The organism is Undibacterium cyanobacteriorum (genome assembly GCF_031326225.1).
In the GTDB taxonomy this organism is placed as follows: domain Bacteria; phylum Pseudomonadota; class Gammaproteobacteria; order Burkholderiales; family Burkholderiaceae_D; genus Undibacterium; species Undibacterium cyanobacteriorum.
On the sequence record NZ_CP133720.1, the window covers coordinates 1,376,279 to 1,402,184 of the forward strand.

Consider the following 25,906-nt stretch of genomic DNA (forward strand, 5'->3'; position numbering starts at 1 on the left):
GTCTTCCAGCTCGCCGCCACGAGCGATAAAGGAAGAGTATTCTTATTGAGCTTGTTGATGGCGCTGTCGACGAGCTCTGTCCATGCACAATCGATTACCCTGATTGGTGAAGATGATTGGTACCCATATTCAGCGCATAAGGACGGTAAGCTACAAGGATTCGCGGTGGAAGTCATTGAAGCCGCTTATGCAGCCGTCGATGTCAAAGTGAATTTTAAGTCCGCACCCTACGTGCGCTGCCTTATGTTGGTGGAAACGGGTCAGGAACTCGGTTGTTTTGATAGTCTGAAAGATAGCAAATTGAGCGCGCAGTTTTTGTTTCATCAAGAACCGATTTTTCGCGCGGAAATTGGTATTTATGGTTTGAGCGATTCAACCCAGAGTGGTTTGAGCGCAGCTGATATGCGAGGTCATCGCGTCGGTTTGACCCATGGCTACACCTACACCGATGTGATCGATAAGGATGACAGTATCGTGCGCGAACAAGCGCCGACTGATCTATCCAATCTGCGGAAATTGATTCTAAAGCGCTCGGATTATTCGCTGGTTTACACGCGAGTCGTTGATTACTTGCAGAGCCGTTATCCCAAAGAATTCAAAGGGAAGATTAAGCAAGTCGGCAGTATAACCGTCGACAAACTCTACGTAAGTTTTTCCAAAAAACGTCCCGAGTCAGCGAAATTTGCAGCCTTGTTGGATCAAGGCTTACGCAAGATTCGTGGCAATGGCCTCTACGCTAAGATCGAGCAACGGTGGCAAAATCCGGCGCCTTGAATATTTTGAGTTCACTTCTTCACGATTGAACTCAATAACCTATCGTCTGCGCAGCTTCATGTACTAATTGCTTAAATAAGTCGTGACGCATGGTGCTGATGTCGCCACTGTCTATGGCATTCAACACCGCGCAACCGGGTTCACTATGATGGTGGCAATTGTAGAACTTGCATTGTCCAAGGTGTGGACGGAACTCCGGAAAGGCACGCTCTAACATGCCTTCACTCAAGTGATGCAAACCAAACTCTTGGAACCCAGGTGAATCGATCACATGACTCGCGACGCCATCTTTCGCTTCCATCTGAAATAGACGCGTGAAAGTCGTCGTGTGTTTGCCGGTATCTAGCGCCGCGGAGATTTCACGTGTGGCAATATCAGCGTCAGGAATTAGGAGGTTAATCAAAGAAGATTTGCCCATCCCCGATTGGCCAATCAAAATCGTACTCTGGCCGAGCACTAGCTCGCGCAGCTTCTCGCGTGTTGCTTCAGCCTGTGTCGTGACCGATACTTCATGCACAGGATAGCCGAGTCCAGCATACAAAGCGACCCGTTCGCGCGCTTTACTCAGGCTTTCAGTGACGTCGATTTTGTTCAGAATAATTTGCGCACGAATGCCAGACGATTCGGAAGCGACCAAGGCGCGCGAAACAAGATCATCTGAAAAACTAGGTTCGGTAGCGACCACAATCAAGAGCTGCGTCAGATTCGCCGCCAGCATTTTGGATTTGTATTGATCAGAGCGATACAACAAACTGCGACGTGGCGCGATCGCCTCTATCACGCCTTGATCGAGCGAGGTGCGTTGGATATCAACTTCATCGCCCACCGCTACGTCACTCTTTTTGCCGCGTGTCACACAGTGTAATTTTTGCCCGGCTATCTGCACTAAGTAGTGGCGACCATGGGCGGCAATCACCAAGCCACGTTCATACGAGGCATGATCTTTTGTTTTTTGGCTAGGTTTCTTCGCCATGCATTCAACCAAAAGTTTGGGTGAAAATCACATCCAATTTCGCGGCGCAAATGAAATCATTTTCCGAAATGCCACCTTTGCCACCATTGACGGTGTGGGTATCAAACTTGACGACGCAACGGTTGTACGTGACGACCAATTCAGGGTGGTGATCTTCTTCGTGAATCGTGTAGGCAATCGCATTCACAAAAGCCAAAGTTTCGTAATAATTTTTGAAGTTGTAAGTCTTCACGATGCGCGGACCATCTTGTGCCCAGCCCGGTGTGGCAGCGAAATAGGTAGCGAGTTCTTGGTCTTGCAAACCGACTTCCGTGTGAGCCGATTTTTTAGCGAGTAAATCAGAAGTTTTCATAGCGTTGTCGAAGAAAATATTAAGTGAGTTGTCCTTGTTGGTGCAAATGCGCAATACGAATCGAAGCCGGTGGGTGCGAATCATAAAACGCCGAGTGCAAAGGATCTGGTGTTAAAGTCGACGCATTGTCCTCATACAGTTTGACCAAAGCATTCACCAAGTCAGGTGCATTGGTATGCTTGACAGCGAAGGCGTCAGCTTCAAATTCGTGTTTGCGTGAGCTAATAGAAGACAACGGGGACAGCACAAAGGTGAAGACCGGCAAAGTCACCATGAACAAAATCAAGGCCATCGCGCTATTCGATGAGGCGAACAAAATCGGATCAACACCCAAGCCAGTGAAGAACCATACTTGCTCTTTGAGGTAGCCAAGCAGCGCCAGAAAGCCCAACGAAATGGCAAACATCACCACCATACGTTTGACGATGTGCTTGAGTTTGAAATGACCTAATTCATGTGCCAGCACGGCTTCTACTTCTTGCGGCGCGAGGCGCTCAATCAGAGTGTCAAAAAACACGATACGTTTGTTGTTGCCGAAGCCGGAAAAGTACGCATTGCCGTGGGCGCTGCGCTTGGAACCGTCCATCACAAACAAACCTTTGGAAGCGAAACCAACGCGTTGCATCAAACCTTCGATACGCGTGCGCAAACTATCATCGGTGAGTGGTGTGAATTTGTTGAATAACGGCGCGATCCAGGTTGGGAAAATAATCATCATCAACAACTGAAAACCACTCCACACCAACCATGTGTACAACCACCACATGCTGCCAGCTTTATCCATCAAGCTAATCACCACCCATAACAAAGGCAAACCGATCGCTGCGCCAATCGCCGTACTCTTGATCATGTCAGTAAAAAACAGTTTGACACTCATTTTGTTGAAACCGAATTGTTCTTCGATCACGAATTGACGGTAGTAGTCGAAAGGCAAATCCAAGATCGAACTAATCAAAGCGAAACTAACAATCAAGGCAATTTGATAGCTCATGCCATTGCCTAATTGTGCAAACAAAGCACTCGATAAGAATTGCAAGCCACCAAAGAGGGTGAAACCGAGCAAGACAATGACGCTAAAAAACAAAGACAAGAGGCCGAATTTGGTCTTGGTAATGGTGTAGTCCGCCGCTTTCTGATGCGCCTCTAAACTGATTTTCTCAGCAAATTCCGCAGGAACCGCTGCACGATTGCGTGCCACGTGACGTATCTGTCGACTCGCCAACCAAACTTGCAAGCTCACAGTAATGCCAAGAAAAATGACGAATAAAACCGAAAACGTGGGTGAATTCATGGGAAAATGATGCTTTATGAAAATGTTCGTGGTTGCTGGCCCATGCGTCCTATCCCGTTTTTAAGGGCGGAAATAACGCAATATGTGGGCGCGCCTCGTATCAAGAAAATCTGTAAAGGAAGAATTATGTCACAAGCCGACGCAAATCAAGTAAGCAGCTCCAATTCCGCCAGCCAAGCAGTTGTTACTAAGCCCGGAAAACCGAATGAAATGAACCTGATTTGGGTCGATATGGAAATGACAGGCCTCGATCCAGACAATGACAAAATCATCGAAGTTGCGGTAGTTGTTACTGATATGCAATTAAACGTCTTGGCGGAAGGCCCCGTATTTGCGATTCACCAATCCGACGAAGTGCTCGACAAAATGGATGCATGGAACAAAGGGACCCATGGCCGCTCCGGCTTGATCGATCGCGTCAAAGCCTCGACCGTGACCGAAGAGCAAGCTTCCAAAGCCCTCATCGAATTTTTAAGAGCCTACGTACCAGCAGGCAAATCGCCAATGTGCGGTAATTCCATCTGCCAAGACCGCCGTTTCATGGCGCGCGGCATGCCAAAACTGGAAGAGTTTTTCCACTATCGTAATCTCGACGTATCGACACTCAAAGAGCTATGCCGCCGCTGGAAGCCTGAGTTAGCGAGCGGTTTCAAGAAACATCAAAAGCATACGGCCTTGGCCGACATTATTGAGTCGATTGAGGAGTTGAAGTATTACCGCGCCAATTTCATCAAAGAATAAAGCGCTGGTGAAAAACAGACGCTGGCGTTGTTGCCTTCGGCTCGCCGTGCTAGCGCACTGTCTTCGCCTCGGCGCCTAGCCAGCGCAGTTTTGCGGTTCGCTCCCTTCTCCCGCGGGCGGGAGAAGGGTTGGGGATGAGGGGCGTTCAGGATTGGATGTCAGAGAGAACGCGGACGCAATATTTTCAACGCACCTCGCGTTGCAGTTGGATTCAAAGTTCGCTGGCCGGGTGTGGCCCGGCGGCCACTCACTTTCTTTGCTTCGCCAAAGAAAGTAAGCAAAGAAAGGCGACCACGCTGCCACTGGCCTTCAGCTTCCCAATTGCGCAAGGCAAAAAATGGGAAAGTCTTGAAACTCGCCTGCGGCTCAAACAGCAAGGCATTCTTTATCCATTTTCTGCATTGCACAATTGGCAGTGTCAGAAGTGGATTAACGTCAAAATCAACTGCGAAACCAAAAACCAAATTCAAAACCAAATTCAAAACCAAATTCAAAACCAAATTCAAAAGCAAATTCCTAAATACCTGCTATTCGAAAATTAGCCTTCTCCGCAATGTAGATCTGTCATTCCCGCGAAAGCGGGAATCCAGTGTCTTTTTGCGTTTCACCCGTTTGGGGTGCGGGTCGCCCTCTACTTTTGCTGGCCGGGTGTGGCCCGGCGGCCACTCACTTTCTTTGCTTCGCCAAAGAAAGTAAGCAAAGAAAGGCGACCACGCTGCCACTGGCCTTCGGCTTCCCAATTGCGCAAGGCAAAAAATGGGAAAGCCTTGAAACTCGCCTGCGGCTCAAACAGCAAGGCATTCTTTATCCATTTTCTGCCTCGCACAATTGGCAGTGTCAGAAGTGGATTAACGTCAAAATCAACTGCGAAACCAAAAAACAAATTCAAAAGCAAATTCCTAAATACCTGCTATTCGAAAATTAGCCTTCTCCGCAATGTAGATCTGTCATTCCCGCGAAAGCGGGAATCCAGTGTCTTTTTGCGTTTCACCCGTTTGGGGTGCGGGTCGCTCTCTACTTTCGCAGGCCGGGAGTGGCCCGGCGGCCACTCACTTTCTTTGCTTCGCCAAAGAAAGTAAGCAAAGAAAGGCGACCACGCTGCCACTGGCCTTCGGCGTCCCAATTGTGCAAGTCAAAAAATGGGAAAGCTTCGAAACTCGCTTCGCTCAGACAACGAAGCTTTCTTAATCCATTTTCTGCCTCGCACAATTGGCAGTGTCAGAAGTGGATTAACGTCAAAATCAACTGCGAAACCAAAAGCCAAATTCAAAACCAAATTCAAAAGCAAATTCAAAAGCAAATTCCTAAATACCTGCTATTCGAAAATTAGCTTTCTCCGCAATGTAGATCTGTCATTCCCGCGAAAGCGGGAATCCAGTGTCTTTTTGCGTTTCACCCGTTTGGGGTGCGGGTCGCTCTCTACTTTTGCAGGCCGGGAGTGGCCCGGCGGCCACTCACTTTCTTTGCTTCGCCAAAGAAAGTAAGCAAAGAAAGGCGACCACGCTGCCACTGGCCTTCGGCTTCCCAATTGAGCGATACAAAAAATGGGAAAGCTTCGAAACTCGCTTCGCTCAGACAACGAAGCTTTCTTAATCCATTTTCTGCCTCGCACAATTGGCAGTGTCAGAAGTGGATTAACGTCAAAATCAACTGCAAAACCAAAAACCAAAACTAAATGAGCGCTACAAACTGTTTAATTATTGGCCGCAGCTTGATCACCTGGGTTTGCCGTTCCGCTTCTAAATCGCCAATGGTGCCAAGCAGAAAATGGATAAAGAAAGTGTTGCTGTTTGAGCCGAAGGCGAGTTTCAACACTTTCCCATTTTTTGCTTGGCATCATTGGGGACCCGAAGGGCGATTTAGTGCGGTCGCCTTTTTTGGGTTACCTTTTTTGGCGAAGCAAAAAAGGTAACTGGCTGTCGGGCCACCCCCGACCTACCAACCTCAATTTCCTAACAAAACCAAATTCCTAAACACCCACTATTCGAGATTTAACTGTCTCAGCCCTGTAGGGCGGGTGAAACCCGCGCTGTTCGTTGTTAAAACGATCTAGCAAACTACATCGTTCGCAGGCCGGGTGTGGCCGGCGGCCACTCACTTTCTTTGCTTCGCCAAAGAAAGTAAGCAAAGAAAGGTGACCACGCTGCCACTGGCCTTCGGCTTCCCAATTGTGCAAGGCAAAAATGGGGAGAGTCAGAAACTGAGCTTAGGAATGTTTGCTTGCAAGCGAACATCGTTCCGCAGGCGAGTCGCATGCGACTCGAATTCCCTGCTCCACCTCAAACTTCTGACTCTCTTTTTCCCATTTCTGTCTCGCACAATTGGCAGTGTCAGAGGTGGGTGAACGTCAAAATCAACTGCAAAAACAAAAAACAAAAAACAAAAAACAAAAAACAAAAAACAAAAAACAAAAAACAAAAACACACCACCGTTACTATTAATTTGTGTGGCTCCTGATCTTGTATGTGTTCGTCCTTACCGCATGTGCAGACGCCAATTGTGTGGCTAAAAAATGGGATTAAGCAGCGCAGATGTCTGAGCGAAACGAGTTTCTGCGCTGCCCCATTTTTTAGTCGCGCAATTGGGTACCCGAAGGGCGGCTGCGCCTGCGTGGCCTTTTTTCGGTTACCTTTTTTGGCGAAGCAAAAAAGGTGACTGGCTATCGGGCCACCCCCGACCTACAGACAGTGAAAGCCCAAAGAACTTCAATTTTTTCTAAAAGTTCAATTGCAAAAGGTTCAGAAATTGGTCGGGGAGATCAATGTACCGACGCAGGGATCCAGTGTCTTTGCGGAGGGCTTCGCAGGAGCCCTTACAGCCAAAAACCAAATGACGTCAGAACTCCCTACCTCAGCTTAAACCCCCAGCAATTCAACTTCAAAAATCAAAGTCGCGTTTGGTGGAATCACGCCGCCTGCGCCACGTGGGCCGTAGCCGAGTGAGGAAGGGATCGTCAAGACGCGGGTGCCGCCGATTTTCATGCCCTGTACGCCTTCGTCCCAGCCCTTGATGACTTGTCCTGCGCCGAGAGCAAATTCGAATGGCTGGCCGCGGTCTTTGCTGGAATCAAATTTACGTCCTGCGCTGCCGTCTGGGTTTTGTAACCAACCTGTGTAATGCACGACCACATTCTTTCCTGCTGTTGCTTCGGCTCCGGAGCCTTCTACTTTATCTTCGTATTGCAAGCCGCTGACTGTCGTAATCTGAGTCATCTTGATTCTCTTCTAGTGAGGTGGCGTCGCCGCATTACGGTGAAGCTGCACGAGACCACGGTTGATAAAAGCCGTATTGTAGTGGAATTTCGCCGTCCTTTTTTAAGATGCTACCGACGTAGGATGCGCGCTTGGTAAGAAGACACGGTAGAATACCCAGCGTCGTCGACCATGCTCGCAGTGCTTGTTTAGCATCGACGTCCGATCAAGAGAGGAAGTGTGCATGAATCTATCTGCAGTGTTGCGTTCGTGGAGCCGCGCCTTTGTCGCGCAATTTAGTCCTAAAGTTTTGTTACTCAGTTTAGTTCCCTTGGTCCTATCCTTGATGTTGTGGGGCGGTCTCATGTGGTGGCGTATGCAAAGTATTTTGGATTTCGTCCAAAATTTTTACGTCAATCATGAATCTGGCAGTTCTGCCGCTCAGTTACTCAATTCCCTTGGCCTGTTGGCACTTAAAACCGTCATCGTTCCCCTCGTCACCATGTGGGCGCTGTTGCCTGTGATGATCATGACGTCTTTGTTGTTCATTGGTGTAATCGTGATGCCAGCCGTTGGTCGCATTATCGGTAAGAAGGATTTTCCTCAGCTTGAGCGACGTCAAGGCGGCTCATTTTTCAGTAGCCTCGGTTTTTCTTTATTCACTTTTTTCTTGTTCACGGTGTTGTGGATCGTCACGCTACCCTTGATCTTCTTTCCGCCGATTTATGTAGTGGTGCAGCCTTTGCTGTGGGGCTGGCTCACGTATCGCATCATGGCGTACGACGCCTTGGCACTGCATGCCGACCCCGAGGAGCGTAAAGCATTGTTTGCACAGCATCGCGGTTCGTTCTTGGTGATGGGCTTGATCGCTGGCTGGGTCGGTACCTTGCCCGGCGCATTTTGGTTGGGGGGAGCGATGTCCGTGGCCTACGTGGCGTTTTTTCCTTTCTTCGTCAGCATCGCGATTTGGTTGTATTTGGTGATTTTTATCTACACCGGATGTTGGTTCCAGTATTACTGTCTGGACGCATTGCAGGAGTTGCGGGCCAAAACCTCAAATGCGGTCGCGACGCAATAGATCTATCCAAAGGGAAAGTTAAATATCTTCGTTCTGAAAATAAGGAGTAAAAGATGACGGCATTCGGTTTGATCATTGTTGGCGATGAGATCCTTTCAGGCAAACGTCAAGATCAACACTTGAGTAAAGTAATTGCTTTGTTGAAGGAACGCGGTTTGAGTTTATCTTGGGCCGAATATGTAGGTGACGATAGGGAAAGGCTGACCGCGATACTGCAACGTAGTTTTGCGAGTGGCGATGTGGTGTTCAGCACAGGTGGGATTGGTGCGACGCCTGACGATCATACACGCCAGTGTGCCGCGGCTGCATTAGGCTTGGACTTGGAGTTGCACCCAGACGCGAAGCGCTTAATCCAAGAACGCATTATGGAAATGGCTTCAACCGCTGATAAACCAGCTGATTTGAATACGCCCGACCATTTGCACCGATTGAAAATGGGTGAATTCCCTCAAGGCGCGGAGTTGATCCCCAACCCCTTCAATAAGATCCCCGGCTTTGCGATTCGGCAGCATTACTTCGTGCCGGGATTTCCCGTGATGGCATGGCCGATGTTGGCGTGGGTGCTCGATACGCATTACTCTCATCTATTCCACCAAGTTCCCCACACAGAAAAATCTCTATTGGTCTTTGAAGTGGCAGAATCCACACTGACGCCGATGATGGAGCAACTAGAGCAAAAATATCCGGATGTGAAGGTGTTTAGCTTGCCGAGTGTGGGCAGTGAAAATATCCGACGTCATATCGAACTCGGTGTCAAAGGCCATCCCGAGCATGTGCATGCAGCATTTGCTGAGATGATCGAAGTCCTTGATGGTTTTCATATGGAATACGAAAGTACGCTCGAAAGTGAATAAATTCGCAGGCACTCATTTTAGTTGAAGAGGCAGTTCAAGAATAAGTTAAGAGGCGGTTGAGGAGGCGGCATGAAGAAATTGCGTTTTACCTTGTTCTCTGTAAAAGATGCAGTTCTCGCATTTGGCCCGATGACTGTCTTGCTGTTGGCTTTGTTGTTCGCCACTTGGTATTTTGTCGAGCCTGCTCCGAGTCACACTGTCGATTTTGTGGGCGGGCAGGAAAATAGCGCCTACGATGCTTTTGCCAAGGCTTATGCGACCGAACTTGCGAAAAACGATATCAAGGTGGTGGTGCACCATTCGCAAGGTTCCTTAGAAAATATGGCTCAGATTCGTGACATGGATTCTGTCATTGATATCGGTTTCGTTCAGAGTGGTTCGACAAATCAAGAAGAGGCGCAGGCACAAGGCTTAATTTCACTCGGTAGTTTGTTCTACGAACCAGTTTGGATTTTTTATCGATCAAAGAAGGAATTCGATTCGATCGCACAGTTCAAAGGGATGCGAGTTAATCTCGGTCCTGATGGTTACGGAGTTCATAAACTCTTTTCTCAAATCGTCGACATTAATGGTTTGAATGATGGCGACTTTCAACTGTCGCAACTGGACAATCCTATCGGAACAGCAGCTTTCCTCGACGGTAAGATTGATGTTGTGGTGATGAGCGCAGCGTCTGATTCGTTGCTTGTGCAAATGCTGCTGCAAACACCCAATGTGCGTCTGTTTGATTTCGCGCAGGCTGAAGCGTACACGCGGCGTCTACCTTTTTTATCACATGTGATTCTGCCGCGCGGCATCGTTGATATTGGCAAAGACTTACCCGCACGTGATTACCATTTGCTTGCTCCGACGGCGACCTTGGTAGCGCATGAAAGCCTGCACCCTGCTTTGGTGAGTTTGTTCTTGCAAGCGGCCAAGAAAATTCATGGCAATGCCAATTGGCTCAGTGATCAAGCCGAGTTTCCTTCCGATCGCTTTACCGAGATTCCCGTGGCCCCACAAGCCGAAAAATTCTATCGGAACGGCCCGCCGTTTTTACAGCGCTACTTGAGTTTTTGGATGGCCAACTTCCTCGAGCGCATGTGGGTTGTGTTGCTAACGTTTGGGGCGCTCGCGCTACCACTCTCCAAAGTGATTCCACCTTTGTATCGGTGGCGCATCCGTTCTCGTGTGTATCGTTGGTATGGACAACTGCGTGCCGTAGAAATGGCGCTTGATCATGTTGACCCTGCAGAGCGAGATCAGGTGTTAGCTCAACAGTTACAACGCCTCGATGAGATCGAAGAAAAGGTGAATCAAATTTCGATTCCCCTATCTTTTGCTGACGAATTGTATGGCCTTCGTAGTCACATCAATTTTGTACGACAGCGCTTGCGAAATGCTGCGTGATTTCCCAATAATTGACGTATAAAAAGCAAAAAGCGAAGTGTTGGCTTCGCTTCCGCAACCCCATCAGCACAGAGTCCACACGACTCTCAGGATGGAGGGGAATATCCTGAGAGTCACAGGTAGGTGTGTGGCTCTGTGCGTCAGTGGTTCTTCCAAACAAACCGCTTATTCGGGCGCACCGCGTTGTTGCTTGTCCTCGCCATACTCCGCATCACAACTTATGCGTGGCTCCGGGAAGCGCCTAGCGCTGCATCCCGACTAAGCGGTATGTCCTAACTTCGACCGTTCAGGGTTTGCGCTTCGCTTCGCTTGCGCTTTTCGGGTGCATCGCGTTGTTGCTTGTCCTCGCCATACTCCGCATCACAACTTATGCGAGGCTCCGGGAAGCGCCTAGCGCTGCATCCCGACTAAGCGGTTTGTCCTAACTTCGACCGTTCAGGGTTTGCGCTTCGCTTCGCTTGCGCTTGCCTTGATTATCATGATTACTGAATTACTCTGTTAGAACTTGTATGCAACGCCAAGCGAGTACATATCATTTTTTGATTTGCTATTGCTTGTATTGCTGTATTTGACTGGCAGGCGATCCCAGTCAGCGGTGAGAGCCCAGTTCTTATTCAGGTTGACGCGGAAGCCGATACCGCCGGCCGGCATAAACCATGCTTTTTCGGATTCAGATCCACCACCGATAAAATCGACTGAGCCATGCGCATAGCTGGTGCCGAGTTTGGCGGTGACACCGAAGTCATCCGTGCCGAGGTCAACTTTGTAGAAAATACCGGCGCCGTTTGATTTGCCATTGCCGCTCTTAACGCCAGAGCCTGTGTTGAAACTGGCTTTGCTTGCGCCGACTTGGTACAGCATTCCTTCCACACTTTGGGTGATGCTGAAGCCGTTGTAAGGAGTTACTGAAAGGCTGTAATCGCCATAAATCTTGCCGCTCGTTTTGGATGCGCGCTCGCAAGGGGCGTTGGCGACGCAGCCTAAGTCAGAATTTGTGCGTACGGCCCAGGCGCCGCCGATGCTCGTGTCGCCAGCAAATGCGCTGCCGCTCAATGCCAATGCGCTTACTGATGCGATCAGGGATAGGCCGGAGGTGAGTGTGCGTTTTAAGTTCAACATGTTGATTCCTTCATTCCTTGTTGTGGTACGGAGGATTGCTTCAAAGGGTCAGGTTCGATGCAATCTGGGCGCAAGTTTCAGCGTGGCCGAGATGAAGATCAAAAAGTGAATAGAAAGGATAGTTTGATGCAGTGTTTGGGCGCGTTGAACGATACCGTCCATGTAGGCGAGATCGTTCAATTCACATGTGGACGGCAGATCTTAGAAAACTTCAGGTGAGTTGATTCGCTTATTTTGCAAACGGCCGGGTGAGGTTGGATCGCAAAGGTGTCAGCAAATCACGTAAGTTATTGTGGTCGATCTCGTACATGATTTCCAATAGTCGTCCGATTTCACCTTGCGGAAAACCTTCACGAGCAAACCAAGCCAGATAGTGGCCGGGGAGATCCGCCATGATGCGGCCTTCGTATTTTCCGTAAGGCATTTTACGGGTGACAAGTAGCAGTAGATCTTCGCTTTGCATGGGATGCTTCGGTGGTTCGCGGAATATTGCGTTCAAAATTTAGGGGCGAGGGTGCTACAATCGCAGGCACTTTTACACCCCATTGCATAAAGAATATGAAGGTAGCTGCACTATGACAAATGTAGATCGAAGCGCGTATCCTACACCGTACGAGTTAGGGAATCAAAATCAAACCACTACGTTGGCTGACTGCATTGCCTACTACCAAACTTTGGCGGCAGATTTCCCACAAGTTTTGCGCTTGTTTCAGATTGGTGTTTCCGACGCTGGCGTCGCCATGTATGCGGGCGTGATTACAGCCGATGGTGTGTTTGATCGTGCGCAACTCAAGGCCGCAGGGCGTCCCGTGTTTTTCAATAACAATGGCATCCATCCCGGTGAACCAGAGGGGATTGATTCATGCATGGCCTTGGTGCGTGATTTTTGTGTGGATGAGAAGCGCCGCGCGGCTTTGGGTAAGACGGTCTTTTTGTTTATCCCGGTCTATAACGTGGACGGTAGCCTCAATCGACAAAATACCTCACGCGTGAATCAAGAAGGTCCTGAGATGTTTGGTTTTCGTGCCAATAGCCGTAACCTTGATTTGAATCGTGATTTCATCAAATGCGACAGCTTAGCGGCCGCCGTATTTAATCGATTTTTTACCGAGTGGGATCCCGATGTGATGGTCGATACCCACACTTCGAATGGTGCTGATTACAGCTATACCATGACCTTGATTCAAACGCAGGCGGATAAATTGGGTGATGACTTGGGCCCGTTTTTGCGCAATACCATGCTGCCTGAAATCTACGCCAAGATGGAGCAACGTGGTTGGCCAACCTGTCCGTACGTGAACCCGGTCAAAGTAACACCAGACGATGGTATCGAAGACTTCCTTGAAGTGCCTCGCTTCTCGACCGGTTTTGCCGCTCTGCATCATACGATTGGCTTTATGCCAGAAACCCACATGCTCAAGCCCTACGGTGATCGTTATGATTCTATGCGTGCGTTGGTGGAGGTGGTGTTGGACTTTACGATCGCCAATGCGAGCCACATTCAAGACTTAAGGGCACAGGCGAGAGCGGCAACGCGTGCTCGCACCGCTTGGCCGGTGACTTGGCGTGCTGATCATACACGTCCCTCTAGCTTCCGTTTTAAGGGCTATGAAGCCGTCTATTCGCCAAGTAAGATTGGTAATTATCAACGCCTTTCATATGACCGCAGTAAGCCATGGGAAAAGGACATCACCTACTACGATCATTTCGTAGCCGACATCGTCGTGCAAACTCCCAAGGCCTATTTGATTCCACAAGCATGGCGCGAAGCGATCGAACGCTTGCGTTGGAATGGTGTTGAATTGACGGTCTTGGCGCACGATCAGCAATTCACGGTGCAGTCATATCTGGTGAAAGCAGTAAAGAGTCGAGCCAATCCGTATGAAGGACACATGTTCCATGACCAAGTCGAGTTAGAGAAACGCGATGAAGTAGTGCAAGCAAGAGCTGGTGATATTCTCGTTTATTTGGATCAAGCCAATGCTCGCTACGCTGTCGAAACCTTAGAGCCTCAAGCCCATGATAGTTTCTTCCGATGGGGCTTCTTCAACAGCGTTCTAGAGAAAAAAGAAGCCTATTCGGACTACGTATTTGAGGATAGTGCTTACGAGATGTTGCAGAGTGAACCTGAGTTGGCGGCGAAATTTGAAGCTTGGAAAGCGGCGCATCCTGAATTGTTAAGCGACCAAACCGCGGTGCTGGACTTCATTTTTGCTAACGGTCAGCGCTTTCATGAACCGGAGTGGCGTCGTTATCCGGTATTTGCAGTGCTTGCCTCATAAACTGGGAACCCTAGCCAACAAAGGAGTGCGAGCGAGGAGGTGCAGATGCGTCAATTGATTCGCGCTGAGCATCTTCAAAGCATGAATTGAAGTAAGTTCAACCGGGCGCTTTACTGATGATTGTTTTCTACGAATTTATGGAGCAACCGCCGTATTGGATTGCTCATGACGAAGAAGGTTATTGGTTAGTGCCAGTTCGCGAACAAGGTTGGCATGCACGTGAAGCCTTTGTTGGGCGCGTGCCCGATTTGCGAAAAATTGTTCATCACATCGATATAGATTTAGGTTTGCCTGACGCGTCGATGCCGCTTTCTTGAAGGGTAGGTGCGGTGATCGGCAGCTCAAGCTGAAAACTTGCGCCTTCGCCCTCGATGCTGCTGACAGTAATGCTGCCACCTAAAACCGATGTCACGATGTTATAGCTGATGTGTAAGCCAAGTCCGCTACCGCCTTGCCCCAGACGAGTCGTGAAGAAGGGCTCAAAAATACGATGAAGGTTTTTTGTCGCGATACCTTTCCCATCGTCCTTGATACGCAAACTGACTTTCTGCGCGCTTGATCGTTTCCCAATGATGCGGATGTGTCCACCGAGCCGACCATCGAAACCGTGTATCACGGCGTTGATAATGAGATTACTGATTACTTGCCCAAGAGCACCGGGATAGCTATCCATTTGAATGTCGTGATCGATCTCAAGCTCGAGTTCATGCTGCTCGCGTCTTAGCCGCGCTGCTAAGGTCATGCAGATTTCTTCGCAAATCGTATGTAATCGGAATTGGCGTCGTTGGTTTGAGGTCTGGTCGGTCGAGATCTGTTTAAAGCTAGAGACCAATTGAGCCGAAGTGTCGAGATTGCGCACAATGATCTCCATAGCCTCGGTCGATGCCGTACAAAATTTCTCCATCTCCGAACGTTTCAGCGTGCCAGCTTGTATCATTTGAAGGAAATTGTCGTTGCGTTCTTTGAGTGTGCTGGCAACGAGAAGGCTGTTGCCAATCGGTGTATTGAGTTCATGTGCAACACCAGCAACGATGGAACCTAGTGCTGCGAGTTTTTCCTGTTCGACTAATTTGCTTTGCGTGAGTTTGAGATGCTCATAGGCGGCCGCCTTGTCGAGTGCGACCGCGGCGTAAGCGCCCAGTGTTCGCAACATGTCGAGGTGGGTGGACTGATACGCATTTTCCCGAACGCTGAGGACGGTGATAACACCAATGACTTGTTCACGGACCACTAAGGGTATGTAGATGGCGGAACGTGCAGCAGCGGCAAAACTACCGTCGATACGCTTCGCCGGGCGAACGCCTTGGTCGATGTCATTGATGATATTGATGGCGAAGTCGAGTTTGTCGATTAAGATTTCTGCTTTTTCGAGAACGCAACGCGCAGAAGGCTGTTGAGGATCATCGAGGCTACGTTGAAAAGGCTCGGCGGGCACACCGCGATCCATGATGCGCTCGAAATTCACAGTGCGTTTTTCCCAGTCCACCATCCCGATGCCATACACATCGGCGTCCATCAATTTTGCGACATGTGCGTAGAAAATAGACTGTATCGTGTTGATATCCAGAGAAGCGCTGATCTCTCGTCCGATTTCACTGAGAAGTAAAATTGTATGGCGTGCTTTGTCGGCGAGTTCACGTTCACGTTCAGCGATTTCCTTTTCCGTTTTGAGTTGTTCTTTTTGTTCGAACACTTCTTGTGTTCGTGCCGCGACCTGTTGTTCTAGCTTCATTTGATGTCGCGTCAGGAATTGGATTCTGAGACGATATGCCATGTACAGTAAGCTAATCGATACGAGACCTAGCAGGGAAAGAAACCACCAACTTTTCCAAAATGGCGGTGAGACGTGTACTTTGAGTTGATAAGCGTCTTCATTCCATATGCCTGATGCATTAGCAGCTTTGACCCGCAACACATAGTCGCCTTGATCGAGATTAGTATAAGTTGCGAGCCCTTCGCCAGGTTTGCCATAAATCCAATCGCGATCGAAACCCTCTAGTTTCCATGCCAAGCGATTATTTTTACTGAAGTAAAATTGTAGTGGTGCAAACTCGAAACTAATCATCGCTTGCTTGGGAGAGAGAAAGATCGCGCGCGCATCTCTCAGCATGCCTTCAATGCCGAGTTCTGCGAGGCTACTGCGCTGGTGTGTTGAATGAGATTCTTCGGTGGTCGGATCGCTAAGAGATTGGTTGAATTCGAGAAGATCGGAAAGTACAACTCGAACGGGCGTATCGTTTTCTTTCAGCTCGCGGGGGTTGAATGCCAGTACGCCGATTGATCCGAATAGGAGCCGGCCATCTTTGAGCATGGTATTGGCTCCGAAGTTGAAGCTTCCTTCAATCGGGCCATCTGTGCTGGAATAAATACGCGCTTGATTTTGATGAAGTTTGAGATGGACGAGGCCTTGCTCGGCACCTAGCCAAAGATCGCCTTGTTGATCATGCTGTACATTAATGATCCAACCTTCGGGCATTCCTTTGACGTGGCGCCAAGATTGTAATTCCCATGCGTCGCCGTTGCGTACTAATTGATATAAACCATAAGACGTGCCGACCCAGATACGTTCTTGCTCATCTTGATGCAAACCGTAGATCGATAGCCGAGCGGGATTTTTGAGAGCCTGAGTTGGTTTGATCGGCTGGCTGAAGGTTTGGGTGACATGATTCCAAAGTTGAATACCACCCTTGGTACCAATCCAAAGATTATGCTGTTTGTCTTCGAGCAGACAATCGACGGTGTCATGCGTGAGTGAGCCATGGTTTGTCACCGTTTCGGCTTCTTTTTTTGCGACATCTTCTGTAACAGTAGCTGTGCTTCTTGCACGATAGGTATGAACCTTGAAGCTCGAGTCAATACGATACAAGCCGGCAGCACTTCCAGCCCAAATATCGCCCTTATGGTCTTTGATAATTGAACTAATCGAACCACCACCAGGCGTATTCAAATTCAGCGGTATGGTTCGCGAACGACGATTCTTTAAATGAAACAAATGTAGCCCATCATCACCGCCTAGCCACATCTCATCCTTCGATTGCCGCAGCATAGCCTTGATATTTCTGGCTTGGGTCTGCGCAATAGGAATCCGTTCAACCTTCCCGCTTTTGAGATCGAGATAATTGAGACCACCGCCGTAAGTGCCTATCCACACGTGGTCATCTTGCTCAGGGCTAATCGCCATGGCAGCGTCATTGCTGAGACTATTCACGTCCTCAGCGACATGGGCATAGTTGGTAAAACCCTTTTTTCGAAGGTCAACTAAACTGGTGCCATTGCCCCAGGTCCCAACCCACAGCGTACCAGAGCGATCTTGTAGTAGGGAGGCGATCGAATTGCCGGCAATACTGGTTGGAATCGCTGGAGAATGTGTAAAGACTTCGATTTCTTCAGAGGGTAGCCGGCGTACCCGAGTGAGGCCAAAATTGTCACCATAGCCGATCCAGATCGATTGCTCCTCGTCTTTGAAAAGAGCGAAGACTCGACCTTGTTTTAATTTAAGTCGTTCGACGATAGGATCGGGTTGCGCTGTCGTACCGCTAACGTCCCACACTTGTAAGCCGCTTTGCGTGCCAACCCAGAGCTTGTTCTGATGATCGATGGTAAGGCTGCGCACCGCGTGCTGAATCCGTTCACTGGGTGTCGCATTGGATGCTACATCGAATTGCAAACTAATCTTGCCAGTCACACTCACATGCGAAATGATAGAGCCAACTGCAGCCCATACACCACCTGCGCCGTCGGGTATCATCGCTCGGATAAGGGCTCCGGGATCTCCTTGTAAGCGTATGCTCTCAAATTGTTGATTGGGTGCTGCGCTCGGATTAAAACGCATTAATTGAAACTGCGTCGCGACCCATATTCTTCCTTGATCTGCATGCGCCAGTGACCAAATTCGTCGTTGTTGGAGAGACATTGCTTCGGGCATGTTGACCCGCTCAATTCGATCGTTACGGAGATCTAATCGATCGAGCCCTGCTGCAGTGCCGATCCACAGCTCTTGATGATCACCTTCGAGCAGGGCGGCAACTAAGGGATTACTGAGACTTTGTGGGTCTTCCGGATTCGCGTTCCAACGGGTCATCTTGCGACCGTCGTAGCGAGCTAAGCCAGAAGCGGTACCGAACCAAATTAAGCCCTGCTGATCTTGTAATATCGTGGGTACCGACCCATCTTGTAAGCCTTGTTCTTTGCCGATGTGGCTAAATCTTAAGGTTTGCTTGGAACTGGCGTAGACAGGAGAGTAGAGCGCGCTAAAGAAAAGGCTGCACGCGCAAAGGTATACAATTCTTGCTAAGGTTTTGCCTTCACCAAACATGATGAGTCGGCCTTCCTATGAGTGAACTGCAAGTCAAAGAGGGTTGCGAATTACTCTAAACTTGGCGGCGTTGAACGTCAACGAGATTTCCCATATCGGATCGGAATCCAACAAGCGCATTTGGACAGCGTTGCGCCATTATTTGCGAGAGATTGCTCAAGTGAAAGGGCAGTATTTCACACAGCAAATACTGCCGCTAAGAATTAAGTTGTTATCTTGCTCTGATTCTGTCGTATTCTGCAAACACAGCTCTGATCGCTTTTATAACTTATTGATTTTTTTTGGGTTTTATCGCACTTAGATACTTTTCTCGTCCCTAAAAAGTCGCTAGTATCATTGCGTTTGGCAAGTGGTTTGTCATTTTTTTGGAGATCGTTATGAAAAAAATCATTGTTAGTGCATGCTTGGGTTTGGCGATGGTTGGAAGTGCGTTTGCAGTGGAAGCGCCAAAACCGGTGGACACTTCGGTGGACGGCATTTTTACTGCCTTGTCGACAAGCCGTAATTTGCAAAAAACAGTGGATCAATTGATTGCTAATGGCGCTGATCATCACTCTGTGATTTCGATCGCTGCTGCGGCTGGTATCCCACAAAGCAAAATCATGAAGTTGCAAGTGTGCGTGAATTCTTCCTCCACTGACTCGACGACTTTGAGCGCGACTTGCATGCGTCCAAAAACAGTGATGACTGCTTACGAAAGTGGTTTGAACGATCCTCTCACTTATTTGCCAGCTACAGCTGCTGGTAAGAAAACCAAGAAGTAATTTTCTTGACGCACAAAAAAAAGCAGCTCCGGCTGCTTTTTTTATTGGTACTTGCGGTTTGTACTGTACATAGGATGCCGTGAAGGTGGGATGGAAACTAGAGTGTTTGAAGGGCAATGCTGTTAGAATCAAGGCTTATTTTAATTGATGATGTGATTCAAAAAGTCACCGTCCAACTTCTGCCTTTCGCTACTTCATGTTCAAGTATTTACGCATCGGCCTCTTGTTGATCATTCTGGGTGCGGTAGCGATTTCTAGTTATCGTGCTCGCACTAAATCGGTAGAGTGGCAATACACGCTCATGGTGAATGTTTATCCCATCAATGGTGATCAAAGTGCTGCGAGTGAGGATTACATTCGACAATTAAAGCGCGAAGATTTCGTCGCGATTGAAGAATTTATTCAGCGTGAGAAAGCCAAGTATGGCAAAGCCGACCAAGCGGGTGTTGAGATCCGATTGATGCCTCAACTCAAAGAAGGACCACCGGCGCCACCCGCACAACAGAATCCATTGAAGGTGATGTGGTGGAGTCTGAAGTTTCGGTGGTGGGCCTATCAAAACGCCAAACTCAAAGGCCCAGGTCCGCAGGTGCGTTTGTTTGTGCAATATTTTGATCCTGCGAAATCACAAGTGCATCATTCCACCGCCTTGCAAGAAGGCTTGATCGGGCGTGTTAATCTGTTTGCTAGTAAGGAACTTAGCCCGACAAATAATGTCGTAATCGCACATGAAATGTTGCATACCTTGGGCGCGACCGATAAGTATGATTTGGCCAACGACTATCCAGATTTTCCAGACGGTTTCGCTGAGCCGCAACGCCAACCAATTTTGCCGCAGCGTTTTGCGGAAATTATGGGCGGTAGAATACCCGTCTCAACGCAAGAAGCGATCATTCCTATGCATTTAGGATTGGTGCGACTTGGTAAAAAAACTGCGGAAGAAATTAACCTTCTCCCCAAACCAAATTCTTAGATTTTAAATCGAGGTTATCGATGAGTTCACCTGAGTTATTGCTTGATGTACTAAGAACAGAGCTGCGTCGTGTAGGGATGACCTACAAACAATTGGCAAATTTGATTGATATGAGCGAGTCGAGTATCAAGCGCATGTTCGGCCAAAAAGATATGACATTGTCGCGCTTGGCGCAGATCTGCAAAGTCGCTGAAATTTCTCTGGAAGATGTGTTGCGGCAAGCAGCGGATGTTACACCTCAAGCGGATCATCTCACCTTGGCGCAAGAAAAGGCGCTCATGGAAAATCCGAAATTGCTCTTAGTGGCGATTTCATGTCTCGGCCATTGGACCTTTGAGCAGATCATCGAAACTTACACGCTGACCGAAGCTGAGTGCGTACTATGCATGATTGAACTCGATAAGCACGAGTTGATTGAGTTGAAACCGATGAATCGTTATCGCTTGCGAGTTTCTCCGGCCTTCCGCTGGCGTGCCGATGGTCCAATCCAAGCTTTCTTTAAAGAGAAGGTGGTCGCAGATTATTTCGAAGGGCGTTTCGATGGCACTGGTGAATCGTTGATGTGTGTGCCAGCACGCTTATCACAAAACAGCGCACGTGAAATCCAACAAAAGATTCAACATTTAGCGGCCGAAATTGCACGTCTGCAGCAAGAAGATCGACGCTTGCCACCCGAGGATAGAGATGGCTTCACATTGATGCTGGGATTCCGTTCTTGGGAATTCTCTGCTTTCACTGCTTTGCGTCGACCAAGCACGATGGCCAACGCAAAGACGACCGTGGTTCACCAAATCGGGCCCAAGAATAAGTAGAAAGTTGAGCCGGTGTTTTGTGTAGCACCGGCGCCAAAATAGAGGGGGCCGAAGCGCGTATCAAAGGCGACAAACGCACTGCCACTGCGCTTGATTTTGCTGAACTTGACCGCTTCCCCCTCGCCAAATCCACCACCAAGTTCTGCAGAAAATCCGAGGCGCACAGCGCCTCCGAGCGCAGCCGGCATATTGCCAATTCGGCGCGCAGCGACGATGCGTCCTAAGGCAACCGTTTTGTTCGACAGCGAATCGGCGGGAGTGCCGGATAGACGTAAAAATCCCCCAAGCGACAACGGTGCAATATTGCCTTGTGAGCGCGCCCATTCTCCATATACATGGCCAGCCCAATCGCCACGTTGGAATGCCGTCATGCCGACCAATGAAGAGTTCAAAATCGCTTTCTCGCCTAAAACGTCCGCTTTGGCTCTTTCAAAGCCAAAGGTCAAGTACTGGCCGCGGGTTGGGAAGGCCAGTGAGTCTAGCGTGTCGATGCGCAAACGGGCGTATTCTGAGGTATGCGAGTTGTTGATAAATTGGCCCGGCAGTTCAGGCAGGGTTTGCTCGGCTTGAGCATGTTGCTTGCGAAAGCCGACTTGAAGTTCGCCCCAATTACCGAGTTGATAGCCGAAAGGAATGTCGGCACCGCTGGTCTTGTAGCCAAAGCGCGCCGTTTTTCTACCGGAATTGAAAAGATCGATAGAGGTCGCTCCCGATTCAAGGGTGGGGGCGATAAACCAAGGACTTCCAGGGCCTAGCGGTTGATAGAACTGACCTGCTATCACACGGTTAAAACCGATACGACCGAGCAGACGCAGTTCTCCGCCCCAGTCGTTCAAGGAAGATGAGATATTCATAGCCCCAATCGAAAACTGATGACTATCACGGAAATCACTCGACAGTTCTAAGCCAACCCGCAGACGATTGCGTCCCCATACCGCTTCATGAGTTTTGATGGTGACATCGCGTTCATCGAGTTTATCTTGCATTTCGACTTCGACATGGTCGAGATCGCCGCGCCCGTACAACTTGGTGCTGACTTGACGCACCTTTTCTTCGCTGGCAAGTTCGTTGACCTGTATGCCCGATTGGCGAATCAAAATTTCGGGGTTGATATGTTGTGTACCTTCGACCTCGATCTTGGCGATGCGTAAGGTCTTATCAGGAATGATGCCTTCTGCGGTTCGCAATTGATCGTAACGCGCGTATTCTTCTGCGCTAACCGAGAGTGAACGTAGTTTGAATTCGATCTGCCTCGCTGAATTGTCGCCCGCTACCATCGCCTTATGATGTTGATTGAAGTCGAGAAAATTAATCCCGCTCAGATCGGGCGCAATCAAAATGTCTTGCTCTTTGAGTTCCTTGAGCGAGCGTTGCACGTTTTGCTCGGTCAAAATTTGTAGCATCTGTTGCGCTACACTGATGGCGCTGCCTAGTTCTTTTTCTTGCGCGAGTGGGGTGCCGACATTGACGGCGATAATGACATCCGCCCCCATTTTATGCGCCATGTCGATAGGAAGATTACGAACCAAACCACCGTCGACCACCAAGCGATTATTGACGCGAACCGGTGCAAACATGCCGGGTACGGCGAGTGAGGCACGCATGGTGATGAAGAGGGGTGAGTCACTCAACTCCACCAATTCACCAGTGACCAAGTCAGAGGCAACCGAGCGAAACGGAATCGGCAGATGATTCACATGCTCGGTTTTCATACCATTGGGTAGCAAGCGCAATAAAGCTTGCTCGAGCGAGGCGTTGCCGGCCGCCGCTGGTGGTAGGCTAAGCCCTGATTTTGTGACCGCGAACTCGATTCGCGAAGGAAGTAAGACGTCTTCCTCGCGTCGTCTGAAATCAATTGCATCGCGGGCAGGGCGATCTGCTAACACGCTGTCCCACGAAGTTGTGCGTACGATTTGTTCGATATCTTCAACCGAACGACCGGCTGCATAGGCGCCACCAATCACCGCACCCATACTGGTGCCAACGACATAGTCGACGGGAATGCGCAGTTCTTTCAGAACTCGCAGAACGCCAATATGGGCAAAGCCGCGCGCGCCACCGCCCGAGAGAACCAAGGCAACCCGTGGTCGTTCTTTGTTCGATTGAAGTGCTGTAGGCTGCGATGGTGGCGTGGTCGAGGTTTCGTCGGTTGCAGCGTAGCTCGGTATCGACTGTATTAGCAAGCTTAGGCTGATGCTGATGAATGCAATACTGCGAAGTCGTTTGAAATGGAACATGGACATATGCAAATCGAAAAAGCGCACAGTGCAAAGTAGTTAGAAACTACCGGTAAACTGGTAGCGGTTACCTGGATGCCACATCGTCACAATGGTGGCAACTTGATTTTGTGATCGGGTCTTGCGATGCAAAACGAGACTCGCCTCTTTGCTGGAGATTTGCAGCATATCGGCGATCGAACGATCAGGAATCACCGCTTCGATACGATAGTCTACGCCTTGTAAGGGGGCCACCGCGACTAGATATTCATTGGGCGTCATGTGGGTGAAATCTTGAGCCAGGTATTCTGGCGCAAGGCTGGAATTGACCCAACGATCCTCGACTTGGATCGCTTGTTCGTTTTCAAAATGCACAATGACCGAGTGGTATAAGGTGTGCCCTGCCTTCACATTAAACTGTGCTGCCAATGAATCGTCGGCGGGATAGGCGATCAGCTCATGGAGCTCACTGCGATGGACGTGGCCACGAGCACGCACTTCCGCTGCGATACTTTTGATCTCGACCAAGGTCGCTTGATATTTTTGCTGAGCTACATAGGTCCCAGAACCTTGAATTCGGTGCAGGATTTGTTCCGTGGTGAGCTCTCTCACGGCACGATTGACCGTCATGCGCGATACTTGAAATTTCTGTGCGAGTGCAGCTTCGGAAGGAATTGCATCACCTTCTTTCCAAGTACCTGATTGGATTTCACGGATGAGATAGTTCTTGATCCGTTGAAAAACGGGAACATTGTCTGGCGCGGAATCTTGAGTCATTCGAGATTAAGATGAAAATTGGCAAAAGTGTCATTTTGAATCTTCAAGATAATAGCACGAGCGATCCCGCTTGCAGGTGTGGCTGAATCGAAAACGATTCAGCCAGTCATCGGATGAGCTAATTTAGCAGCGCTGTAGCTCGGCGTGATCCGAGTTGTTTGGATCTTGCTGAAAGTGGCTGTGAAGTCATGGTACGTGAGGTGGCCTTGATGGGAGTTTGATAAGAGTTGCTCAGTTTAAATAGTGCGAGTGCTTTTTCTACGTGCGTTGCTTGCTCACTCAGGCTACCAGCGGCAGCCGCAGCTTCCTCAACCATTGCTGAGTTTTGTTGCGTAACGTTGTCCATCAGAGTAATCGCATCGTTGACTTGTGCGATACCTTCACTTTGTTCATTCGAAGCAAAACTGATTTCACCCATAATAGTAGCGACACGGTGAACCGACTCAACAATCTCCATCATCGCTTGATTCGCTTGATTTGCATAAGCAGCTCCTTGATCCACTTGTACTACCGAAGATTTGATGAGACCTGCGATTTCTTTTGCCGCAGCGGCACTTCGTTGCGCGAGGGCGCGCACTTCGCTAGCAACCACTGCAAAGCCTCGTCCTTGTTCGCCGGCTCGAGCGGCTTCAACCGCTGCGTTCAAAGCAAGAATATTGGTCTGGAACGCGATACCGTCGATGATGCTGATGATGTCAACGATCTTATTGGATGAATCAGAAATTTCATGCATGGTGGCGACAACTTGGCCAACTACTTTGCCTCCCGTAACGGCTTGTTCTGAGGCTTGTGCTGCTACATCATTTGCTTCGCGCGCATTTTGCGCGTTTTGGTCGACGGTGGAAGCTAGCTCTTCCATGCTTGAAGCTGTTTCTTCGAGAGAGGATGCTTGCGATTCGGTGCGTGACGACAATTCCATATTGCCATTGGCTATTTCGTCGGTCGCCATCGTAATACTCATAAAGTTGCTGCGAATGTCTCCAACAACTGAACCCAAATTAATTTTGAGTTGCCGAATCGAACGTGCGAGAACCGCCACTTCATCATTGCCATTAACAACGATGTCAGCCGTTAAGTCACCGCCCGCCATCGCTTGAACTTGCACCGTCGCACGGTGCAGCGAGCGTAAAGTTCGTGAGAGGTTACTCCATAGCACAATCAAAGAGAGGATACCTAGCCCAGCAATACTTGCTGCAAGTGTAGTTCCGATCAATTTACTTGTGTCAAAAAAACGGTCCACAATGAAGTAAAGGAGACTAAGCATGGTGATTGTTATCGAACCAAGGATCTTTGCTTTGAGACTTAGATTCAAGCTCTGCTGTAGTTTTGAGGCCACTGTGGGTACCACGATGCGTCCATGATCGACTAGTAGTCGCCGCGGATTACCATTGCGAATTTCGCTGTAAATTTTTTCAGTCGCATTAATTTGATCTCGACTCGGCCGGGTGCGAACGGAAATGTATCCCACCGCTTTGCCATTCTCGATGACAGGTGTCACGTTGGCCTGTACCCAATAGAAGTGACCTTCTTTGGTGCGATTTTTGACCAGCCCACTCCAAGGTGTGCCACTTTTGATTGTGGTCCACATGTCTGCAAACGCTTCCTTCGGCATGTCAGGATGGCGCAGTATGTTTTGTGGAGCACCGATAAGCTCACCGATGTCGAAGCCACTGATTTCAACAAAGTAAGGGTTGGCGTAGGTAATGTTGCCCTGCAGATCGGTGGTTGAGACAATTGACTGGTGCTCGTCGACCATGACTTCGGTGGCGGTGATAGGCGTGTTCAGGCGCATGATTTCCCTTTCTTTTATGAGGTACTTCATTCAAACCAGACTGCGATAAAACCAATTCGACTCGGTGCAACAAGCGTCAATATATTTACGTCATATTGACACAGGGAAATTTTAAATGTGTTTCGAATTGTTTCTTTTCTCGTGCTCAATGCCCATTTTTTGAGCAATGTCATTATTTTTTTATTATTTAAAGCCCAAACGCGCTTCCTTGAA

At 49.0% G+C, this 25,906-nt stretch carries 21 protein-coding genes; 9 read left to right on the forward strand and 12 right to left on the reverse strand.

The annotated features are described in order from the left end of the window. The first annotated feature begins 57 nt into the window (after positions 1 to 57). Positions 58 to 774: a substrate-binding periplasmic protein gene (locus tag RF679_RS05650; RefSeq protein WP_309483242.1), complete on the forward strand. Its 717-nt coding sequence runs from the start codon at positions 58 to 60 to the stop codon at positions 772 to 774. A 31-nt stretch (positions 775 to 805) separates the two neighbouring features. Here RF679_RS05650 and rsgA read toward each other — a convergent pair whose 3' ends face one another. Genes rsgA through RF679_RS05665 form a run of 3 tightly spaced genes read right to left on the reverse strand, consistent with a single transcriptional unit; the run spans position 806 to position 3,390 of the window. Continuing rightward, the gene (gene rsgA, locus RF679_RS05655; protein ID WP_309483243.1) at positions 806 to 1,747 is read right to left on the reverse strand and encodes a ribosome small subunit-dependent GTPase A; all 942 of its coding nucleotides are present in this window, start codon (positions 1,745 to 1,747) and stop codon (positions 806 to 808) included. Positions 1,748 to 1,751: 4 nt separating this feature from the next. Next, complete coding sequence (locus RF679_RS05660; protein WP_309483244.1) at positions 1,752 to 2,099, reverse strand: 4a-hydroxytetrahydrobiopterin dehydratase; 348 nt, start codon at positions 2,097 to 2,099, stop codon at positions 1,752 to 1,754. A 19-nt stretch (positions 2,100 to 2,118) separates the two neighbouring features. After that, positions 2,119 to 3,390 carry a M48 family metallopeptidase gene (locus tag RF679_RS05665; RefSeq protein WP_309483245.1) on the reverse strand — a complete coding sequence of 424 codons (1,272 nt, stop codon included), beginning with the start codon at positions 3,388 to 3,390 and terminating at the stop codon, positions 2,119 to 2,121. 210 nt (positions 3,391 to 3,600) lie between these two features. On the opposite strand from RF679_RS05665, the gene orn reads away from it, so the two are divergent. Further along, a complete protein-coding gene (gene orn / locus RF679_RS05670; RefSeq protein WP_373921757.1) occupies positions 3,601 to 4,131 on the forward strand; it encodes an oligoribonuclease in 531 nt (176 codons plus the stop codon). Positions 4,132 to 4,289: 158 nt separating this feature from the next. Here orn and RF679_RS05675 read toward each other — a convergent pair whose 3' ends face one another. From RF679_RS05675 to RF679_RS05685, 3 genes are all read right to left on the reverse strand, one after another. Next, the gene (locus tag RF679_RS05675) at positions 4,290 to 4,637 is read right to left on the reverse strand and encodes a hypothetical protein (RefSeq protein ID WP_309483247.1); all 348 of its coding nucleotides are present in this window, start codon (positions 4,635 to 4,637) and stop codon (positions 4,290 to 4,292) included. Between the two features lie 125 nt (positions 4,638 to 4,762). Then, complete coding sequence (locus tag RF679_RS05680) at positions 4,763 to 5,020, reverse strand: hypothetical protein (RefSeq protein ID WP_309483248.1); 258 nt, start codon at positions 5,018 to 5,020, stop codon at positions 4,763 to 4,765. A 1,966-nt stretch (positions 5,021 to 6,986) separates the two neighbouring features. Next, positions 6,987 to 7,343 carry an FKBP-type peptidyl-prolyl cis-trans isomerase gene (locus tag RF679_RS05685; RefSeq protein ID WP_309483249.1) on the reverse strand — a complete coding sequence of 119 codons (357 nt, stop codon included), beginning with the start codon at positions 7,341 to 7,343 and terminating at the stop codon, positions 6,987 to 6,989. Between the two features lie 223 nt (positions 7,344 to 7,566). Here RF679_RS05685 and RF679_RS05690 point away from each other — a divergent pair, with 223 nt between their 5' ends. The 3 genes from RF679_RS05690 (at position 7,567) to RF679_RS05700 (ending at position 10,643) form a co-directional block, all read left to right on the forward strand. After that, positions 7,567 to 8,400 carry an EI24 domain-containing protein gene (locus RF679_RS05690; RefSeq protein WP_309483250.1) on the forward strand — a complete coding sequence of 278 codons (834 nt, stop codon included), beginning with the start codon at positions 7,567 to 7,569 and terminating at the stop codon, positions 8,398 to 8,400. Positions 8,401 to 8,453: 53 nt separating this feature from the next. Continuing rightward, positions 8,454 to 9,254 carry a competence/damage-inducible protein A gene (locus RF679_RS05695; RefSeq protein WP_309483251.1) on the forward strand — a complete coding sequence of 267 codons (801 nt, stop codon included), beginning with the start codon at positions 8,454 to 8,456 and terminating at the stop codon, positions 9,252 to 9,254. A 69-nt stretch (positions 9,255 to 9,323) separates the two neighbouring features. Next, positions 9,324 to 10,643, forward strand: coding sequence for a TAXI family TRAP transporter solute-binding subunit (locus RF679_RS05700; protein WP_309483252.1), 1,320 nt, complete (start codon positions 9,324 to 9,326; stop codon positions 10,641 to 10,643). 498 nt (positions 10,644 to 11,141) lie between these two features. On the opposite strand, the gene RF679_RS05705 is transcribed toward RF679_RS05700, so the two are convergent. Both RF679_RS05705 and RF679_RS05710 read right to left on the reverse strand, forming a co-directional pair. Continuing rightward, positions 11,142 to 11,762 carry an outer membrane beta-barrel protein gene (locus tag RF679_RS05705; RefSeq protein WP_309483253.1) on the reverse strand — a complete coding sequence of 207 codons (621 nt, stop codon included), beginning with the start codon at positions 11,760 to 11,762 and terminating at the stop codon, positions 11,142 to 11,144. A gap of 229 nt (positions 11,763 to 11,991) precedes the next feature. Beyond that, positions 11,992 to 12,225 (reverse strand): DUF3820 family protein, encoded by a 234-nt coding sequence (locus RF679_RS05710; protein WP_309483254.1) that lies wholly within the window; start codon positions 12,223 to 12,225, stop codon positions 11,992 to 11,994. Between the two features lie 112 nt (positions 12,226 to 12,337). On the opposite strand from RF679_RS05710, the gene RF679_RS05715 reads away from it, so the two are divergent. After that, the gene (locus tag RF679_RS05715; protein ID WP_309483255.1) at positions 12,338 to 14,044 is read left to right on the forward strand and encodes a M14 family zinc carboxypeptidase; all 1,707 of its coding nucleotides are present in this window, start codon (positions 12,338 to 12,340) and stop codon (positions 14,042 to 14,044) included. Positions 14,045 to 14,309: 265 nt separating this feature from the next. Here the strand turns inward: RF679_RS05715 and RF679_RS05720 are convergent, their stop codons facing one another. Then, positions 14,310 to 18,359 carry a two-component regulator propeller domain-containing protein gene (locus RF679_RS05720; protein WP_309483256.1) on the reverse strand — a complete coding sequence of 1,350 codons (4,050 nt, stop codon included), beginning with the start codon at positions 18,357 to 18,359 and terminating at the stop codon, positions 14,310 to 14,312. Between the two features lie 377 nt (positions 18,360 to 18,736). Here RF679_RS05720 and RF679_RS05725 point away from each other — a divergent pair, with 377 nt between their 5' ends. The 3 genes from RF679_RS05725 (at position 18,737) to RF679_RS05735 (ending at position 20,908) form a co-directional block, all read left to right on the forward strand. Then, complete coding sequence (locus RF679_RS05725) at positions 18,737 to 19,123, forward strand: hypothetical protein (protein WP_309483257.1); 387 nt, start codon at positions 18,737 to 18,739, stop codon at positions 19,121 to 19,123. Positions 19,124 to 19,319: 196 nt separating this feature from the next. Continuing rightward, the gene (locus RF679_RS05730; RefSeq protein ID WP_309483258.1) at positions 19,320 to 20,096 is read left to right on the forward strand and encodes a hypothetical protein; all 777 of its coding nucleotides are present in this window, start codon (positions 19,320 to 19,322) and stop codon (positions 20,094 to 20,096) included. A gap of 20 nt (positions 20,097 to 20,116) precedes the next feature. After that, the gene (locus RF679_RS05735; protein WP_309483259.1) at positions 20,117 to 20,908 is read left to right on the forward strand and encodes a helix-turn-helix domain-containing protein; all 792 of its coding nucleotides are present in this window, start codon (positions 20,117 to 20,119) and stop codon (positions 20,906 to 20,908) included. Here the strand turns inward: RF679_RS05735 and RF679_RS05740 are convergent. From RF679_RS05740 to RF679_RS05750, 3 genes are all read right to left on the reverse strand, one after another. Then, complete coding sequence (locus RF679_RS05740) at positions 20,881 to 23,151, reverse strand: patatin-like phospholipase family protein (RefSeq protein ID WP_309483260.1); 2,271 nt, start codon at positions 23,149 to 23,151, stop codon at positions 20,881 to 20,883. The genes RF679_RS05735 and RF679_RS05740 overlap by 28 nt on opposite strands. A 33-nt stretch (positions 23,152 to 23,184) precedes the next feature. Beyond that, on the reverse strand, positions 23,185 to 23,901 hold the full coding sequence (hutC, locus tag RF679_RS05745; RefSeq protein WP_309483261.1) for a histidine utilization repressor: 717 nt from the start codon (positions 23,899 to 23,901) through the stop codon (positions 23,185 to 23,187). A 118-nt stretch (positions 23,902 to 24,019) separates the two neighbouring features. Further along, positions 24,020 to 25,693, reverse strand: coding sequence for a methyl-accepting chemotaxis protein (locus RF679_RS05750; RefSeq protein ID WP_309483262.1), 1,674 nt, complete (start codon positions 25,691 to 25,693; stop codon positions 24,020 to 24,022). Between the last annotated feature and the right edge of the window lie 213 nt (positions 25,694 to 25,906).

Coding starts and splice junctions, on each gene's coding strand:
- RF679_RS05650 (WP_309483242.1), top strand. CDS start 58: ATGGCGCTGTCGACGAGCTCTGTCCATGCACAATCGATTACCCTGATT.
- rsgA (WP_309483243.1), bottom strand. CDS start 1,747: ATGGCGAAGAAACCTAGCCAAAAAACAAAAGATCATGCCTCGTATGAA.
- RF679_RS05660 (WP_309483244.1), bottom strand. CDS start 2,099: ATGAAAACTTCTGATTTACTCGCTAAAAAATCGGCTCACACGGAAGTC.
- RF679_RS05665 (WP_309483245.1), bottom strand. CDS start 3,390: ATGAATTCACCCACGTTTTCGGTTTTATTCGTCATTTTTCTTGGCATT.
- orn (WP_373921757.1), top strand. CDS start 3,601: ATGAACCTGATTTGGGTCGATATGGAAATGACAGGCCTCGATCCAGAC.
- RF679_RS05685 (WP_309483249.1), bottom strand. CDS start 7,343: ATGACTCAGATTACGACAGTCAGCGGCTTGCAATACGAAGATAAAGTA.
- RF679_RS05690 (WP_309483250.1), top strand. CDS start 7,567: ATGAATCTATCTGCAGTGTTGCGTTCGTGGAGCCGCGCCTTTGTCGCG.
- RF679_RS05695 (WP_309483251.1), top strand. CDS start 8,454: ATGACGGCATTCGGTTTGATCATTGTTGGCGATGAGATCCTTTCAGGC.
- RF679_RS05700 (WP_309483252.1), top strand. CDS start 9,324: ATGAAGAAATTGCGTTTTACCTTGTTCTCTGTAAAAGATGCAGTTCTC.
- RF679_RS05705 (WP_309483253.1), bottom strand. CDS start 11,762: ATGTTGAACTTAAAACGCACACTCACCTCCGGCCTATCCCTGATCGCA.
- RF679_RS05710 (WP_309483254.1), bottom strand. CDS start 12,225: ATGCAAAGCGAAGATCTACTGCTACTTGTCACCCGTAAAATGCCTTAC.
- RF679_RS05715 (WP_309483255.1), top strand. CDS start 12,338: ATGACAAATGTAGATCGAAGCGCGTATCCTACACCGTACGAGTTAGGG.
- RF679_RS05720 (WP_309483256.1), bottom strand. CDS start 18,359: ATGTTTGGTGAAGGCAAAACCTTAGCAAGAATTGTATACCTTTGCGCG.
- RF679_RS05725 (WP_309483257.1), top strand. CDS start 18,737: ATGAAAAAAATCATTGTTAGTGCATGCTTGGGTTTGGCGATGGTTGGA.
- RF679_RS05730 (WP_309483258.1), top strand. CDS start 19,320: ATGTTCAAGTATTTACGCATCGGCCTCTTGTTGATCATTCTGGGTGCG.
- RF679_RS05735 (WP_309483259.1), top strand. CDS start 20,117: ATGAGTTCACCTGAGTTATTGCTTGATGTACTAAGAACAGAGCTGCGT.
- RF679_RS05740 (WP_309483260.1), bottom strand. CDS start 23,151: ATGTCCATGTTCCATTTCAAACGACTTCGCAGTATTGCATTCATCAGC.
- hutC (WP_309483261.1), bottom strand. CDS start 23,901: ATGACTCAAGATTCCGCGCCAGACAATGTTCCCGTTTTTCAACGGATC.
- RF679_RS05750 (WP_309483262.1), bottom strand. CDS start 25,693: ATGCGCCTGAACACGCCTATCACCGCCACCGAAGTCATGGTCGACGAG.